The organism is Pseudomonas sp. NFACC16-2, from assembly GCF_900119205.1.
In the GTDB taxonomy this organism is placed as follows: domain Bacteria; phylum Pseudomonadota; class Gammaproteobacteria; order Pseudomonadales; family Pseudomonadaceae; genus Aquipseudomonas; species Aquipseudomonas fluorescens_Q.
Genome location: NZ_FPIX01000009.1, coordinates 17,914 through 32,542, shown reverse-complemented (window position 1 = coordinate 32,542; position 14,629 = coordinate 17,914). Strand labels below are relative to the sequence as shown.

The 14,629-nt window shown below is 59.1% G+C and carries 14 protein-coding genes; 6 read left to right on the top strand and 8 right to left on the bottom strand.

Annotation, left to right across the window (positions count from 1 at the left end; all coding sequences use genetic code 11):
- Window positions 1–175: 175 nt before the first annotated feature.
- From BT116_RS10145 to BT116_RS10125, 5 genes are all read right to left on the bottom strand, one after another.
- Window positions 176–496 (bottom strand): DUF2388 domain-containing protein, encoded by a 321-nt coding sequence (locus BT116_RS10145; RefSeq protein WP_170846005.1) that lies wholly within the window; start codon window positions 494–496, stop codon window positions 176–178.
- Window positions 497–561: 65 nt separating this feature from the next.
- Window positions 562–1,011 (bottom strand): NfeD family protein, encoded by a 450-nt coding sequence (locus tag BT116_RS10140; protein ID WP_072342937.1) that lies wholly within the window; start codon window positions 1,009–1,011, stop codon window positions 562–564.
- 9 nt (window positions 1,012–1,020) lie between these two features.
- Window positions 1,021–1,941: an SPFH domain-containing protein gene (locus BT116_RS10135; protein WP_063323882.1), complete on the bottom strand. Its 921-nt coding sequence runs from the start codon at window positions 1,939–1,941 to the stop codon at window positions 1,021–1,023.
- A 125-nt stretch (window positions 1,942–2,066) separates the two neighbouring features.
- Complete coding sequence (locus BT116_RS10130) at window positions 2,067–3,851, bottom strand: type IV pilus assembly ATPase TfpB (RefSeq protein ID WP_063323883.1); 1,785 nt, start codon at window positions 3,849–3,851, stop codon at window positions 2,067–2,069.
- Between the two features lie 144 nt (window positions 3,852–3,995).
- Window positions 3,996–4,334 (bottom strand): hypothetical protein, encoded by a 339-nt coding sequence (locus tag BT116_RS10125; RefSeq protein ID WP_072342934.1) that lies wholly within the window; start codon window positions 4,332–4,334, stop codon window positions 3,996–3,998.
- A gap of 126 nt (window positions 4,335–4,460) precedes the next feature.
- On the opposite strand from BT116_RS10125, the gene BT116_RS10120 reads away from it, so the two are divergent.
- Window positions 4,461–4,931, top strand: a complete 471-nt coding sequence (locus tag BT116_RS10120; RefSeq protein ID WP_063323885.1) for an Lrp/AsnC family transcriptional regulator — start codon at window positions 4,461–4,463, stop codon at window positions 4,929–4,931.
- Window positions 4,932–5,052: 121 nt separating this feature from the next.
- Here the strand turns inward: BT116_RS10120 and BT116_RS10115 are convergent, their stop codons facing one another.
- Window positions 5,053–6,420 carry a CYTH domain-containing protein gene (locus tag BT116_RS10115; protein ID WP_072343185.1) on the bottom strand — a complete coding sequence of 456 codons (1,368 nt, stop codon included), beginning with the start codon at window positions 6,418–6,420 and terminating at the stop codon, window positions 5,053–5,055.
- A 158-nt stretch (window positions 6,421–6,578) separates the two neighbouring features.
- Here BT116_RS10115 and argE point away from each other — a divergent pair, with 158 nt between their 5' ends.
- The 3 genes from argE (at window position 6,579) to BT116_RS10100 (ending at window position 10,974) form a co-directional block, all read left to right on the top strand.
- Window positions 6,579–7,736 (top strand): acetylornithine deacetylase, encoded by a 1,158-nt coding sequence (gene argE, locus BT116_RS10110; protein ID WP_072342930.1) that lies wholly within the window; start codon window positions 6,579–6,581, stop codon window positions 7,734–7,736.
- Window positions 7,737–7,873: 137 nt separating this feature from the next.
- Entirely contained in the window at window positions 7,874–9,172 is a 1,299-nt protein-coding gene (gene argA / locus BT116_RS10105) for an amino-acid N-acetyltransferase (protein ID WP_072342927.1), read from the top strand.
- Between the two features lie 473 nt (window positions 9,173–9,645).
- A complete protein-coding gene (locus BT116_RS10100) occupies window positions 9,646–10,974 on the top strand; it encodes an OprD family outer membrane porin (protein ID WP_072342924.1) in 1,329 nt (442 codons plus the stop codon).
- 96 nt (window positions 10,975–11,070) lie between these two features.
- Here BT116_RS10100 and BT116_RS10095 read toward each other — a convergent pair whose 3' ends face one another.
- Window positions 11,071–11,499, bottom strand: coding sequence for a type VII toxin-antitoxin system HepT family RNase toxin (locus BT116_RS10095; RefSeq protein ID WP_072342921.1), 429 nt, complete (start codon window positions 11,497–11,499; stop codon window positions 11,071–11,073).
- Window positions 11,489–11,884, bottom strand: coding sequence for a type VII toxin-antitoxin system MntA family adenylyltransferase antitoxin (locus BT116_RS10090; RefSeq protein ID WP_072342918.1), 396 nt, complete (start codon window positions 11,882–11,884; stop codon window positions 11,489–11,491). The genes BT116_RS10095 and BT116_RS10090 overlap by 11 nt, the downstream gene beginning before the upstream one ends.
- Window positions 11,885–12,584: 700 nt before the next feature.
- Between BT116_RS10090 and BT116_RS10085 the strand changes: the two genes are divergently transcribed.
- Both BT116_RS10085 and BT116_RS10080 read left to right on the top strand, forming a co-directional pair.
- Window positions 12,585–12,956 carry an FAD-dependent oxidoreductase gene (locus BT116_RS10085; RefSeq protein WP_256572611.1) on the top strand — a complete coding sequence of 124 codons (372 nt, stop codon included), beginning with the start codon at window positions 12,585–12,587 and terminating at the stop codon, window positions 12,954–12,956.
- Window positions 12,957–13,053: 97 nt separating this feature from the next.
- A complete protein-coding gene (locus BT116_RS10080) occupies window positions 13,054–14,589 on the top strand; it encodes an MFS transporter (RefSeq protein WP_072342914.1) in 1,536 nt (511 codons plus the stop codon).
- Window positions 14,590–14,629: the final 40 nt, after the last annotated feature.

The following is a 14,629-nucleotide window of genomic DNA, read 5'->3' as shown; positions in this document are numbered from 1 at the left end:
GTCACGGGATGCATCCCCACGCAGAGCGTGGGGACGATCAGCTTCAAGCCAATCCATGGGTTGTCTGGGCTGACGCCTTCGCGAGCAAGCTCGCTTCCACAGGGGGGCAGCCTCGGGATGTTCGCCGGACAAAAAAATGCCGCTCAATGGAGCGGCATTTTTTATTGGCCGGGAATCAGTCTTGGGCGACGGCGTTTTTCGCCAGGATAGCGTTGGCCAGTTCCATGTCGGTGGCTTGCAGGCCTGGGTTGTCAGCACGCACTTTCTGCATCGCCGCTTCCAGGTAAGGGCCACGAATACCGCCGTCACTGGCGACGAAGCTGCCGGCATCATCCTGGGCGGCGACGATCAGCTTGTGATCCTTGAAAGTCAGGTAGGTGGAACCGGTGGTTGCACCGGATGAGATGACGTTACGCCAAAACGTGTCGGCCATTGCCGAGCCAACAGGAAGAGACAGCAAGGCTAGGGTAGCGACAGCAAGTTTGAGACGCATGATAGGTGACTCCACTGGGTTAACTATGACGTTGGATTACCCGCGCCTCTATTCAGTTCCATGACTTCTCAGTCAGCCCGTTCCACCTGCAGCACCGCCCCTTCCTGCGCCACCACCCTGACTCGCGTGCCCACGGACGACTCGGGCCCCTTGGCCAGCCAGACGCTGTCGGCCACCTTGATCTTGCCACGGCCATCGACAATCGCTTCATGAACCGGGAAGACCTTGCCGATCAGCTCTTGCCCGCGCAGGTTCAGGTGCGGTTGATCGCTTTGGCGCACCGCGCTGCGCTGGCGCTGCCACCAGTACAGTGCCGTTGCGATGGCGAACAGGCCGAACAACAGGAACTGCAGCTCCCACGGCATCTGCGGCAGGATGAACGTGAGCACGCCAACTGCCGCGGCGGCCATGCCGATCCACAGCAAGTAGCCGCCGGCACCGAACACTTCGAGGATCAGCAGGATGACGCCCAGCGCCAGCCAGTCCCAGTACGACAGGTGTTGCAGGAACATCCACATAGGCGTGCCTCAGGTTTTCTTGCTATCGAAGGTGGCCTTGACGATCTCGCCAATGCCGCCGACCGCACCGATGACCTGGCTGGCTTCCAGTGGCATCAGGATCACCTTGCTGTTGTTGGCCGAAGCCAGTTTGCCCAGCGCATCGATGTATTTCTGCGCGACGAAGTAGTTCACGGCCTGGACGTTGCCGTCGGCAATCGCCTGGGACACCACTTGGGTGGCCAGCGCTTCGGCTTGCGCCTGGCGCTCGCGGGCTTCGGACTCCAGGAACGCGGCTTGACGGCTGCCCTCGGCCTCAAGGATTTGCGCCTGCTTCTTGCCTTCGGCGGTGAGAATCGCCGACGCTCGCAGGCCCTCGGCTTCGAGGATCTGGGCACGCTTGATACGTTCGGCTTTCATCTGCCCCGACATGGCGGCCATCAGGTCGGCCGGCGGGCTGATGTCCTTGATCTCGATCCGGGTGATCTTGATGCCCCACGGCGCTGTGGCTTCATCGACGGTGCGCAGCAGTTTTTCGTTGATACCGTCGCGCTGGCTCAGCATCGCGTCCAGCTCCATGGACCCCAGCACGGTACGGATATTGGTTTGCAGCAGGTTGCGGATGGCGTGCTCGAGGTTGTTCACCTCGTAGGCCGCCTGGGCCGTATTGACCACTTGGAAGAAGCACACGGCGTCGATCTGCACCGTGGCGTTGTCGGCGGTAATGACTTCCTGGGGCGGGATGTCCAGTACGCTTTCCATGACATTGATCTTGCGCCCGATGCGATCCATCACCGGGATGATGATATTCAGGCCGGGCTTGAGTGTGTTGGTGTAGCGCCCGAACCGCTCGACGGTCCATTGGTAGCCTTGGGGCACGACCTTGAAACCCATGAACAGGATGGCGACCACGAGGCCGATGAAAAGTAAAAGTACGCTACCGATCTGCATGACGGTTCCCTGTGCGAATTGAGATGGACCTGCGAGCCCTGAGTGTAGGGCACGCGGCCAGTATCTTCGCTATGGTCCGTTCCGCTTTGTTTGTGGGATCTTTCTGCCCCTGAGCCAGACAGTTCCTACTTCTGCTCGCTTTGCGGCGTCACCCGCAGCACTTCCTCGACCGTGGTCAAGCCTGCCGCCACCTTTTGCGCCCCCGACAGGCGCAGGCTGCGCATGCCTTCCTTGAATGCCTGGCGGCGTACCGCCAGCAGGTCGGTGTCGGGGTGGATCAAAGCCTTGACGCTGTCGGTCAGTTGCATGATTTCGTAGACGCCGGCGCGGCCGCGGTAACCGGTGTCACGGCATTCCAGGCAACCGACGGCCTGTTGGGCATTGCTCGGCAGCGGCGCCTGCCAGGGCCTCGTCAGGGTTTGCCAGTCGTCTTCATCCAGGGTCAGGGGGGCTTTGCATTGAGGGCACAGGGTGCGTACCAGCCGCTGGGCCATGACCCCGAGCACGGTGGCCTTGATCAGGTAATGGGGCACACCCAGCTCCAGCAGGCGACTGATGGCGCTCGGCGCGTCGTTGGTGTGCAGCGTCGACAGCACAAGGTGCCCGGTGAGCGCCGCCTGGATCGCCATCTCGGCGGTCTCCAGGTCGCGGATCTCACCAATCATGATGATGTCCGGGTCTTGTCGCATCAGTGCCCGCACCCCGGCGGCGAAGGACAGGTCGATGTTGTGCTGGACCTGCATCTGGTTGAAGGAGGCCTCGACCATTTCAATCGGGTCCTCGATGGTGCAGAGGTTCACTTCCGGCGTCGCCAGTTTCTTGAGCGTGGTGTAGAGGGTGGTGGTCTTGCCGGAGCCGGTAGGCCCGGTCACCAGGATGATGCCGTTGGGCTGGCGGGTCATGTCCTGCCAGCGACGCAGGTCGTCGGCGGAGAAGCCGAGTTGGTCGAAATCCTTGAGCAACACTTCCGGGTCGAAGATCCGCATGACCATTTTTTCGCCGAACGCGGTGGGCAAGGTCGACAGGCGCAATTCCACTTCGCCACCGTCCGGGGTCTTGGTCTTGACCCGGCCGTCCTGGGGTTTGCGTTTTTCCGCGACGTTCATCCGCCCCAGGCTCTTGAGACGGCTGACGATTGCCATCGTGACCTGCGGCGGGAACTGATAGACGGTGTGCAGCACCCCGTCGATGCGAAACCGCACGGTGCCCTGCTCGCGGCGCGGTTCGATGTGGATATCACTGGCGCGCTGCTGGAAGGCGTACTGGAACAGCCAGTCGACAATATTGACGATGTGGGCGTCGTTGGCGTCCGGCTCCTGGTCGCTGGCGCCCAGGTTGAGCAACTGCTCGAAATTGCTCAGGTTGCTCGGTTGCTGATCGACCGTGGTGGCGCCGCTGACCGATTTGGCCAGGCGATAGAACTCCACGCTCAAGCGCTGGATGTCCACAGGGTTGGCGACCACCCGCTTGATCGGCAGCTTGAGCACGTGGGTCAGGTCCGCTTCCCAACTGTTGACGTAGGGCTGTGCGCTGGCGACGGTGACGGCGTCACGATCGACCGCCACTGCAAGGATCTTGTGACGCTGGGCAAAGGCATAGGACATCAAGGGGGTCACGGCCGCGACGTTGATTTTCAGCGGGTCGATGCGCATGTAGGGTTGGTCGGCCTGCTGGGCCAACCACAAGGTCAGGTTCTCCAGGTCCAGGCGCTTGCCGGGCCGGCTGAGGTCGTCCAGGTGCTGGTTGGCGATGAACTCCAGCGGATGCAACTGGCTATTGGCGCTGTGGCGTCGGCGGGCGTTCAGCGCGGTTTCGGCTGAATCCTGGCTGATGAGGCCCTGGGTGACCAGTTGGCGCAGCAGATCGTTGAGGTCCAGCCAGCGGTCCTGAGTGGCGTGTTTGGTGGACATGCGGGTTCCTATTGGACAATTGCAGCAAAGCCGCGATACAGACGCTTAGGCGTCCTCGCTCGGTCTGCAAAAGAATAGTCCCGACCCCGTAGACCGTTGGGCCACTACCCGACCAATGCGTTACCAATTCTTGCCCGTGGGCGTTCAACAGACGGCTTGGGCCGGCCCAACGTGCGCAATATCAGCGTCTTGCAGGTCCACCGAACAGACGCTGATGAGGTTACGTAATTTTTCAGCGATGACCTGGGCACGGTGCCAGCTCAGCCCGTCCATGACGATGTCCAGCGATAGCACATCGCCTGGGCGTTCGACATGAACCTGCTGCGGCGTCAGGCCCTGCAAGGCAAACAGGTTCAACGCCCGACACAGTAAATCCGGCTCGGCTTCGGCCAATATGCGGTACTGCACCCGACAATGGGTATTGGCGGCGTGCCAGACGTCGGCGCGGGTCGAGGCTATGGCAACGGCTTCGAGTGGGGGCATGTTCGGTCTCCTTAGTGGCGGGAGAAATATTTACATGCGAGTCCGGGTATTTCTTATCTAAGATGAGTGATTCTGGCGATATTTCGAATCGCTTGATTCTCTAAATCAGTCATTTTGGGTTTGATTATGCATAGCGAATTGGATGGCTACGACCGCAGGATATTGGCGCTGCTGCAGGAGGATGCCTCGCTGTCCAGTGCGCAGATCGCCGAACAGGTCGGCTTGTCTCAATCGCCATGCTGGCGACGGATCCAGCGGATGAAGGACGAGGGCATCATTCGTGGCCAGGTGACCCTGTTGGATCGCAAGAAAATCGGCCTTAACACGCAGATCTTCGCCGAAATCAAACTCAACGCCCACGGCCGTTCGAACTTCACCGAGTTCACCGAGGCGATCCGCGGCTTCCCCGAAGTACTGGAGTGTTACGTGCTGATGGGGTCGGTGGATTTTCTGTTGCGCATCGTCACGGCGGACATCGAGGCATATGAGCGATTCTTTTTCGAAAAGCTGTCGATGGTGCCGGGGATCCAGGAAGTGAACTCGATCGTGGCGCTGTCGGAGATCAAGTCGACGACGAGTTTGCCGGTGGTGCGCTGAGTTCTGTGGAGGATGTGCTGGCCCCATCGCGAGCAAGCTCGCTCCCACAGTTGATCATCAGCGGCCACTAGATGTGGTTACAACGCTGAACCCCTGTGGGAGCTTGCTCGCGATGCCGATATTACAGACGCAGCAACGTCTTCCAGGCCCGATTCTGGTAAACCGCAATCGCCTGTTGCTTGCGCGCATCCAGCGTTTCGTCGGTGATCGGTTGGTTAGCCAATTGCGCCAGTTTGTTCAGTTCACCGTAGAGGCGATCCATTTCCGGGATCTCCAGCACATGGCGGGCGTGGTGCAGCCAGGCCTGGATACGTTCGATGCGCGGCAGTTGCTCGGCCAGGTCTTCGGGCTGCTGCTGGTAGCGTTGCAGTTGCAGGGACGACGACTCTTCGCCGAGCAGACGCGGCAGCCAGCTGCCCAGTTGCGCCGCGCCCTGGCGATTGCCACGGGTGTTGCGCTCGGCGGCCCAGCTGCGAGCCAGCAGCCAGCGTGAAGTGTTGAGGGAAAACAGGCCCCAACGCGGGTCTTGCAGCTCTTCAAGGAACTGTTCCGGTGCCGCCTTGCGCACGTCTTCGTCATCCAGGCCGGCCTGGACCAGTGGGCGCCAGTCTTCCAGCAACGCGTCCAGGGCCAGGCGCAAATCGTGGGTCGATTGGCGCGGCGCGGCCTGGCCGAGGCTGCTGAGCAGGGCACGCAGTTCGGCGAGGCTTTCCACCCAGTCCTGCAGCAGGCGCCAATGGCCGTTGAAACGGTATTGTTCGGCCAGGCGCTGGCTGCTGCCGAGCAGATGCCAGCTCAGCGCGGCGAAGGCGTCATCCAGCGGCGTTTCGGCGGTCAGTTGTGGCGCTGGCAGGCTCAGGGCGTAGCTGCCTGCGTCGTACAGGCGATAGCCACGCTCGGCCTTGCTGATGTCGCAGGGCATCAGGGGCAGGGTCGCGGCCAGCTCGGCGGCCAGTTCCAGCAGGGCGGCGGGTTCGCCTTCGCGCAGTTCCAGCTCCAGTTCGCAGATTTCTTCCTTCTGCTTGCCGACCACCACATGGCCCAGGTCCAGGGCGGCTTCGATCACCACCTTGCTTTTGCCACGGCCCCAGGCAATTTCAGCGCGTTCGCGAACGAAATCGGTGGTGAAGATGGCCTTGAGGGTTTTCTTGTCCAGTTCGGCCAAGGCCTCTGGCCAGCATTCGCCGTCGAGCTTCTTCAGGTCGAGCTTGGCCTTGGGCAGGTGCCAATCGTACTCGTTGCGCTCGGACAGGCCGGCGACGCTTTGACCGCGGGTCTTGAGGGTCTGGATCACTTCTTCGCCATCGCGACGCAGGCGCAGGGCGACCTTGGTCCGGGCCAGGTCACGCTCCGGCGTGTCGAAATACTGGTTCATCAGTTCGTGGCGTTCCCAGCCACTCTTGTTGCGTTTTTTCAGCAGCGGGTGCTCGCGCAGGGCTGCCAGGGTCTCGCGGCTGACGCGGAGTTTGATTTCGGTTTCTTTCTGCATGGCCGGAAAATCCAGGGATCGGGTGTGCAGCCGGGGGAAGGTGTGGCTGCCAAGGCCGTGCAGTGTACAGGACTCGCTCATCCTACGCGCCGCGACGGTTTATTCCTTGCGCCAGATGGTTCTATGATGAACGTCAATCTGTAAGCCCGGAGTCAGCGATGCCTTTGCCGTCCATGAAAGATCAGTTCGCTGCCCTGATCGCCGCACCTTCGGTCAGTTGTACCCAGCCAGGGCTGGACCAGTCCAACAGTGCCGTGATCGAGCTGCTGGCGGGTTGGCTCGGCGACCTTGGGTTCTCCTGCGACATCCAGCAGGTCAGCCCCGGCAAATTCAACCTGCTGGCCAGCTTCGGCAGCGGCCCAGGCGGCCTGGTACTGGCTGGCCACAGCGACACGGTGCCGTTCGACGGCGCGTTGTGGCAGACCGATCCGCTGAAGCTTACCGAGGTCGATGGCCGCTGGGTGGGCCTGGGCAGTTGTGACATGAAGGGTTTTTTCGCCTTGGCCATCGAAGCGGTCAAGCCGCTGCTGGACCAACCGTTCAAGCAACCGCTGCTGATCCTCGCGACCTGCGACGAAGAAAGCTCCATGGCCGGCGCCCGGGCCCTGGCCGATGCCGGGCGACCACTGGGGCGTGCGGCGGTGATCGGTGAGCCGACCGGCCTGCGGCCGATTCGCTTGCACAAAGGCGTGATGATGGAGCGCATCGACATTCTCGGGCGCAGCGGCCATTCCTCCGATCCGAGCCTGGGCCACAGCGCGCTGGAAGCCATGCACGATGCCATGGGCGAACTGCGCGGGCTGCGCCTGCAATGGCAACGTGAGTTCCGTAACCCGCAGTTCACCGTGCCACAACCGACCCTGAACTTCGGCTGCATCCATGGCGGCGACAATCCCAACCGCATCTGCGGCCAGTGCTCCATGGAATTCGACCTGCGCCCCCTGCCGGGCATGGACCCACAGGTGTTGCGGGCGGCGATCCAGCAGAAGCTCAACCCCATCGCCGAGCGGCACAAGGTCAAGATCGACTACGCCCCGCTGTTCCCCGAAGTGCCACCATTCGAGCAGGCCGAAGACTGCGAACTGGTACGGGTGGCCGAGCGACTCACCGGCCATCGCGCCGAAGCAGTGGCGTTTGGCACCGAAGCGCCTTATCTTCAGCGCCTTGGCTGCGAAACCCTGGTGCTTGGTCCTGGCGATATCGCCTGTGCCCACCAGCCGGGTGAGTACCTTGAAATGTCACGTTTGCAACCTACCGTACAGCTGTTGCAACAATTGATCGGTCATTACTGCCTGACACCGGCCACGGTCGGTTAAATTGCCCCCTTGCGGGGTCGTATTCATCACATGAGGAGAGCGCGCGTGTCGCCAAGCCTGTTCCGACGATAACCACCAGCCCGCTGTGCGTTCCGTTTCGTCTTTTTTCGGCTGTTATTTATTACAGGCCCAGGTTCATGCCCGAATACGTCAATTGGCTTCGTCACGCTTCGCCCTACATCAACGCCCACCGCGATTGCACCTTCATCGTCATGCTGCCCGGCGACGGGGTGGAACACCCTAATTTCGGCAACATCGTCCATGACCTGGTGCTGCTGCACAGCCTCGGCGTGCGCCTGGTGCTGGTCCATGGCTCGCGCCCGCAGATCGAAACCCGCCTCGCTGCACGGGGCCTCACGCCCCATTACCACCATGGCATGCGCATCACCGATGCCGCGACCCTGGAGTGCGTGATCGACGCGGTCGGCCAGCTGCGCATCGCCATCGAGGCGCGCCTGTCGATGGACATGGCGTCCTCACCGATGCAGGGCTCGCGGCTGCGGGTCGCCAGCGGCAACCTGGTCACCGCGCGTCCCATCGGTGTGCTCGAAGGCGTGGATTATCACCACACCGGTGAAGTGCGCCGGGTCGATCGCAAGGGCATCAATCGGCTGCTGGACGAGCGCTCCATCGTGTTGCTGTCGCCGTTGGGTTATTCCCCCACCGGAGAGATCTTCAACCTGGCCTGTGAAGACGTTGCCACCCGGGCGGCCATCGACCTGGCGGCCGACAAGCTGCTGTTGTTCGGCAGTGAGCAGGGGTTGATTGGCGAAGATGGCAGGTTGGTGCGCGAGCTGCGTCCGCAGCAGGTGCCGGCTCATATACAGCGCCTGGGCAGCGACTACCAGGCCGAACTGCTGGATGCGGCGGCCCAGGCCTGCCGTGGCGGCGTGGCCCGTAGCCATATCGTCAGTTACGTCGAAAACGGTGCGCTGCTGGCCGAGCTGTTTACCCGCGATGGCAGCGGGACGCTGGTGGCCCAGGAGCAATTCGAGGTGGTGCGCGAAGCGGCCATCGAAGATGTCGGCGGCCTGCTGGACCTGATCAGCCCGTTGGAAGAGCAGGGGATCCTGGTACGTCGCTCCCGCGAAGTGCTGGAACGCGAGATCGAACAATTCAGCGTGGTCGAGCGCGAAGGCATGATCATCGCCTGCGCGGCGCTGTACCAGATCGCCGATTCGGATGCCGGGGAACTGGCCTGCCTGGCGGTGAACCCGGAATACCGCCACGGTGGCCGGGGCGATGAACTGCTGGAGCGAATCGAAACCCGGGCCCGCGCCCAAGGGCTCAAGACGCTGTTCGTGCTGACGACCCGGACCGCCCACTGGTTCCGCGAACGTGGTTTCGAGCCCAGCAGCGTCGAGCGCCTGCCGGCGGCGCGGGCTTCGCTCTACAACTACCAGCGCAACTCGAAAATCTTTGAAAAATCCTTGTAAGCGGCTGTCGGAAAATTTGCGCTGTCGCGATCTTCTTGATTTCAGACAATGAGCAGCTAGTCTGGAACACGTCAAGATCGCGGCATGCGCGCGCTGTCTTGAACAGGAATCGAAGGCGCAGGAGGCGCGCAAACCTATCTCGCCGCCAAGAATTCGCGGGGCTCGAAAATCCCCGACGAATCATCATTCAGTAATTCCCTGCGTCGCCGATAAGTCATGTCACGGCCTGATGGTGCTGTGATGGCACTCATATGTCGAAACGAGCTGAAAACTGTTGAAACAATTCTTTTTGGGATTATAAAAAATCCATTATCCTGCGGGCCGGTGTAGAGGGGTTAGACCATAGTCGTAGTCATAAATGCTTACGATTGACTTGTCAGTCACGGTCTGGCGCTAATCGCGCATCCGCGGAATCCGGGCGTTCGATCCGGAACCAAAGACACACAAGAATTAGAAAACGAGAGGAGCGAAGCATGAACAAGTCCACCTTGGCCGTGGCCGTGGCCGTTGGGGTTTTGGCGCAGCAAGCAGGCGCCGCCGGTTTTATCGAAGACAGCAAGGCGTCTGTCAGTTCTCGTACCCTGTATTTTGATAACGATAACCGCGAAGGCGGTGCCGACCAGCGTGAAACCGCTACTGGCCTGAAGTTCGACTACAAGTCCGGCTTCACTCAAGGCGTCGTGGGTTTTGGTATTGATGCCCAGGCATTGGTGGGGATCCATCTCGATGGTGGTAAAGGCCAACACCCCAACAGCAACACCTTCGTCCCAAGCGACACCGATGGCTCCGCCGTGCACAACTGGAGCCGTCTGTCGGGTAACGTCAAGGCGCTGTTCTCCAAGACCGAAGCCCACCTGGGTGGTGCCCTGGCGCCCAACCTGCCGATCCTGGTCGCCAGCGACGGTCGTCTGCTGCCGCAAACCTTCGAAGGTGGCACCATCACCTCCAAGGACCTGGACAACGTCACGTTCAACGCCGGCCAACTGGAACATGCTGTTGGTCGTGCATCGAGCAACCGTACCGGCTTGGCAGTCTCTGGTGGTACCGAGGAAAGCAATCAATTCCGCTACGCCGGTGCTGATTGGAAGGTCACCAAAGACCTGACCCTGCAGTACTACTACGCCAACCTGCAGGATTACTACAAGCAGCACTTCCTGGGTGCTGTACATGTTTTCCCGATCAGCGAAGGCCAGTCGTTCAAGACAGACCTGCGTTACTTCGACAGCAGTTCGGATGGCCGCAACGGCGATGCGGGTTATGATTTCGATAACAACGGTGGCTATGCCAAAGAACAGGGTGTGGTCGATAACAAAACCTGGAGCGCCATGTTCACCTACTCCCTGGGTGGCAGTGCCTTCATGTTGGGGCACCAGCAAGTCGGTGATGACGGTGGTTTTGTTTACCTGAACCAGGGCAGCGTGCTTGACGGCAACGGCCGAAATGAAGGTGCCGGTGGTTCGAGCTTCTACCTGTTCACCGATAGCATGATCAACGGATTCGTCCGTGCCGGTGAGAACACCACCTTCGGTCAATACTCCTATGACTTCACCGGTCTGGGCGTTCCTGGCCTGAAAGCCGCTGTCGCCTACTTGCATGGTGAAAACATCAAGTCCACGACCGGTGGAAGCGATTCGTCCGAGTGGGAACGCGACATGCGCTTGGATTACGTCGTCCAGCAAGGTGCTCTGAAAGGTTTCGGCACCACCCTGCGTCACGGTTCTTACCGCGGCACCGGTAGTGGTTCCGGCGCTGACCGGGATCAGACCCGCCTGATCTTCAACTACACTTACAACTTCATGTAAGACGTAGCGAAGTAAAAAAGCCCCGCCCGGCAGCACGCCGGGCGGGGCTTTTGCGTTTTTGGGGCTCGTAGCAGGTTCCGCCCCGTGCTCCCACTGTTATCGCGCGGACTCCGACGCGTCCTTACGCAGGATGAACGCGCTGAACGCCAGGAAATCCCCCAAGTGCTGGGTAATGATCGCAACCATGATCGGCAGTTGCAGAGCTTGATAGTCATGCACGGCGATGTTCCTGAAGCCCACCATGTTCTTCAGATTTTTCACCAAACCTTCTTCCACCCAGCCACTTTGGAAAAGCAACTCGAACAAATCCCGGGAGCTTTGCGGGACACCCAACCGCTCACGTCGAATCAAATGCTGCCCTATATCCAGCGCCGCTTTACATGCACGCTGGATATTCAGAACAGCCGAATCCTGGCGAGTGAAATCGGTGGCAAATGTAGCGGGATCCTTCTCGTATTCCTCCCGCACCCGGGCGATACAACGCTCGATACTCGCTGCTTTGTTGATCAGTACGTCATCGGCCATACACGCTGCCTTCTTCCTGAATATCCTTGAGCAAGCCTGCCCGAGCCTCGTCGAGAGCGGTCTTTTCGCTGAGAACAAAACACTCGAACAACCCCGCCTGTACGTCGCGGGCCCAGAGTCTCTGGCCTCGGGTCACGATCTGATATTGCATGACGGTGGTTGTTGCACGTAGGTCAATCAGATCCACCGGACTGCCAGCGATATCTGCCAAATCCCCTGAAAGCTGCCATAACGACACAGGGTCAACCTCGCCGGACAAGAGCACGGCCAAATCGACATCGCTGTCAGGCCCGGCGGTTCCCTGTGCATGGCTACCGAACAGGTAAACCGCGAGTAAATCGGGCAAGTGATTTTGCAGATGGATCAACAAGGCTTGAGTGTTCATGCTGCCTATCCTGGCTTGTCTTGAGATCGGGTCAATAATTTACGGCTTAAGATGCAAGTAACCCGATAAAGAACGGTCTATAAAGACTGATCTGTATGGGTGGCCGCCTCAATGGGAAGTCGAGCTTGTAAAGAACGACTCTTTAAGGAGTTTCTAGCTACGATCAGAAGTTTTCACGCCATAGGCTTGTTGATTGTGATGCTTCTGTTTTACTTAGTTGTGAGTTTAATTGGTTTTTTTTTTGTTGTGGGGGCGCGCAAGGCATATTACTCAGTGGGTCTGTGGTTGGTCGTGGGAAATTTCCTGCGGGCTATTATGTTACAAGCGTAGGATGTTTCTTTATCGTTGGAAGAGTCGGGTTTTGGTGGTAGACGATGAGGTTCTACTGGGTAAATTAATGACTTGAGAAGGATGGCTTTCTAAGGAAGTGCCGAAAAGGCTCCCGTGCTGTGACAGACGAAGTGAACGGTTAGGGCCGATAAGGCAGATGTTTCCTCTGATGCCGAATATACCGGCAAACCTGAACGGAACCAAGGTGAGGTTATCCGAGTTATAAAATCTATGCGTGCGTGTGTCGCAAAGAAATGCACCTATTGCATCGTGTCTATTCCATGAAGTTGCGCTTGAGCCTAGGTTTTTCTTCTGTCGGTTTCGTAAATTTGAATGTTCATGTTCTTAGGTATGAAGTTTGGAGTTGAAAATGATCTATGACGTTGTTGTAGTCGGTAGCGGTGCTATAGGCGGTTCGATTGCTTTTGAGTTAGCGAGTCGAGGATTAAAAGTTTGTAGGGTTGGTGAGACGGATAGGACTAATGCCGCATCCAAAGCAGCGGGTGCGATGAATGGTTGTTTCGGCGAAGTCACCAGCGGGCTGCTTGCTAGTGGACACGGACGTTTGAAACTGGCTATGGATATCCAGGCCAAAGGTATGTGGCCGCAATGGGCGCAGAGGCTTGCACAGGCCTCGGGCAGAACAGTGCAGGGCAGCAGCGTGATCAACTGTCGGCCAGCCTGGCTTTGCTTGATCATCTTTGCAGGAGTGACACGCCGTCGGCTTTTACCGACGAGTTAGTTGCCGTGCAGCGACAGTTGGGTGCGTATGTCGACGTCTACGGCAAAACCTGCGAAACGCTCTTCAACATACTGAGCTCTCCAAGGAGAAACGACTGATGCACGGAGCGGCAACCTCTCTTGCCTTCATTATCAAGGACCGCTCGAAGGGCGCAGCTTTGCTGGTGATCATGCTTCCAGTTCTGTTGGTGACTATCGATAATACGATCCTCAATTTCGCCTTGCCTCAAATCGCTGCTGCACTGAATCCGTCTGCTGCCGAGCAGCTGTGGATGATTGATGCCTACTCTTTGGTGCTAGCGGGGTTACTGGTGACCATGGGCAGTTCTGGAGATCGTTTTGGTCATCGGCGCATGCTTTGCCTAGGCTGTGCCGGGTTCGCTTTAGTGTCGGTTTGTATAGTTTTTTCACAGCAAGCTTGGCACTTGATTGCGGGACGGGCGCTGTTGGGGTGTTTCGGCGCAATGATTCTGCCAGCGACCCTTGCGCTGATTCGCACCGCATTCGAGGATCGTGAAGAACGACGCTTGGCGGTGGCTGTCTGGGCAACCTGCCTGACCATCGGGTCGGCATTGGGGCCGTTGCTGGGCGGCGTGCTGTTGCAGTATTTCGATTGGCAATCGGTTTTCCTGGTTGCTCTACCGTTCCTGCTGCCGGTGCTGCTCTTGGCGCCGATGATCACCGAATCGCCACGGCAGTCCGGCAGATCGACTGATTACCTAAGTATCGTATTGAGCTTGGGAGCCATGACGGGCGTGATGCTGGGCCTCAAGCATCTGGCTACGGTTGGCTTCGATGGCCGGGTGTTATTCTGGGCGCTCTCTGGAGTCTTTCTGGGCGTGGTTTTTGTCCGTCGCCAGTTACGGTTGGAACAGCCACTGCTGGATCTTAAGCTATTCGCTTCTTCTGCCTTCAGTGTCTCCATTGTGACGAACCTTGTAAGCCTGGGCTTGTTGATCGGGTTCATTTTCTTTGCCACTCAATTGTTGCAACTGGTATTTGGACTTTCCCCGTTGCTGGCTAGCTTGATACTGGTGCCGGGGCAAATACTGGCGATCATCGCCGGCCTCGCTATCGTGCCTGTGGCGCAAAAAATCGCACCGAACAAGGTCATTACCGGGTGTTTACTAATTGCCGCGGCAGCCTTTTCGGTGATGGCGCTGTTTGCCGCCACTGCTCTGACGGTAGGGCTGGCTTTCGTGTTGCTCAATGTCAGCATTGCTGCAATCACTACAGTGTCCAATGACCTTGTGTTAGGCGCGGTTCCGGCCGACCGCGCCGGTAGTGCCTCGTCCGTCAGTGAGACGGCTTATGAGGTTGGCGTGGTGTTGGGTACCACATTGATTGGTGGGGGCGTAGCGGCTTTGTATCGGTTGTCGTTGGCGATACCCGAGGGAGTGGCCGAAGAAGTAGTGGCTGCAGCAGCAACCCTGGGAGGGGCGCACGCCGTCAGTCAAACTCAGTCTTCCCTTGTGGCAACGCGGATTCTGGAAATGGCCGATGGCGCGTTCAGGGAGGGGGTCATGATGACAAGCGCTCTTATGGCTGGTCTGATTGTGCTGTTTGCGTTGGTTACATACCGTTATCTGCAAGTGCGAAGCTCCCCGGATCCAGTTGAAAATCGACACCCATAGAATCAGACGATGGAGCCTAAGCCACTCATCGCGAGCAAAC

Excerpts from the sequence above, each read along its gene's own strand:
- BT116_RS10140 (WP_072342937.1), bottom strand. The coding sequence starts at position 1,011 with ATGTGGATGTTCCTGCAACACCTGTCGTACTGGGACTGGCTGGCGCTG.
- BT116_RS10135 (WP_063323882.1), bottom strand. The coding sequence starts at position 1,941 with ATGCAGATCGGTAGCGTACTTTTACTTTTCATCGGCCTCGTGGTCGCC.
- BT116_RS10130 (WP_063323883.1), bottom strand. The coding sequence starts at position 3,851 with ATGTCCACCAAACACGCCACTCAGGACCGCTGGCTGGACCTCAACGAT.
- BT116_RS10125 (WP_072342934.1), bottom strand. The coding sequence starts at position 4,334 with ATGCCCCCACTCGAAGCCGTTGCCATAGCCTCGACCCGCGCCGACGTC.
- BT116_RS10120 (WP_063323885.1), top strand. The coding sequence starts at position 4,461 with ATGCATAGCGAATTGGATGGCTACGACCGCAGGATATTGGCGCTGCTG.
- BT116_RS10115 (WP_072343185.1), bottom strand. The coding sequence starts at position 6,420 with ATGCAGAAAGAAACCGAAATCAAACTCCGCGTCAGCCGCGAGACCCTG.
- argE (WP_072342930.1), top strand. The coding sequence starts at position 6,579 with ATGCCTTTGCCGTCCATGAAAGATCAGTTCGCTGCCCTGATCGCCGCA.
- argA (WP_072342927.1), top strand. The coding sequence starts at position 7,874 with ATGCCCGAATACGTCAATTGGCTTCGTCACGCTTCGCCCTACATCAAC.
- BT116_RS10100 (WP_072342924.1), top strand. The coding sequence starts at position 9,646 with ATGAACAAGTCCACCTTGGCCGTGGCCGTGGCCGTTGGGGTTTTGGCG.
- BT116_RS10095 (WP_072342921.1), bottom strand. The coding sequence starts at position 11,499 with ATGGCCGATGACGTACTGATCAACAAAGCAGCGAGTATCGAGCGTTGT.
- BT116_RS10090 (WP_072342918.1), bottom strand. The coding sequence starts at position 11,884 with ATGAACACTCAAGCCTTGTTGATCCATCTGCAAAATCACTTGCCCGAT.
- BT116_RS10085 (WP_256572611.1), top strand. The coding sequence starts at position 12,585 with ATGATCTATGACGTTGTTGTAGTCGGTAGCGGTGCTATAGGCGGTTCG.
- BT116_RS10080 (WP_072342914.1), top strand. The coding sequence starts at position 13,054 with ATGCACGGAGCGGCAACCTCTCTTGCCTTCATTATCAAGGACCGCTCG.